Below are 678 nucleotides of genomic sequence, written 5' to 3'. Positions count from 1 at the left end.
CCAGCCGCGACCCTGGCCTTCGTCATGGCTGCCGGCTTCATCGCCGACACCGCAAGCCTGCCGCTGGTGGTGTCCAACCTGGTGAACATCGTTTCGGCGGATTACTTCGGCCTGGGCTTCGCCGAATATGCCTCGGTGATGCTGCCGGTGAGTCTTGCCAGCATTGCCGCCACCCTGCTGGTGCTGTTCCTGTACTTCCGCCGCGACATCCCGAGGCAGTACGCGCTCCATGCGCTGAAGGAACCCAAGGCCGCCATCCATGACCGCGCCACCTTCATCGTCGGCTGGTGGACGCTGCTGGCGTTGCTGGTCGGCCTATTCGCCCTGGAGCCGCTGGGCATCCCGGTCAGCGCCGTGGCCGCCGCCTGTGCCGCGCTCCTCTTCGCTGTCGCCGCCCGCGGCCAGCGCATCTCCACCCGCCGTGTACTGCGCGAAGCACCCTGGCAGGTAGTGATCTTCTCCCTCGGCATGTACCTGGTGGTCTACGGCCTGAAGAACGCCGGCCTCACGGACTTCCTTGCCCAGTTGCTCGACCGCCTTGCCGGACAGGGGCTGTGGGTCGCCGCCCTCGGCACCGGCCTGCTCTCGGCGCTGCTGTCCTCGGTGATGAACAACATGCCCAGCGTGCTGGTCGGCGCCTTGTCGATCCAGGCCAGCGGCGCGGAAGGCCTGGTGCGC

Annotated in this window: 1 protein-coding gene; it reads left to right on the top strand. The window is 67.7% G+C overall.

Annotated features, from left to right (window positions below):
• Positions 1 to 678, top strand: a 678-nt coding sequence (locus A6723_RS00010; RefSeq protein ID WP_256545930.1) for an ArsB/NhaD family transporter, incomplete at both ends; no start/stop codon positions are given.

The organism is Pseudomonas sp. AU11447 (assembly GCF_001672555.2).
GTDB lineage: Bacteria > Pseudomonadota > Gammaproteobacteria > Pseudomonadales > Pseudomonadaceae > Pseudomonas > Pseudomonas nitroreducens.
This window is presented reverse-complemented; position numbering and strand designations above follow the sequence as displayed.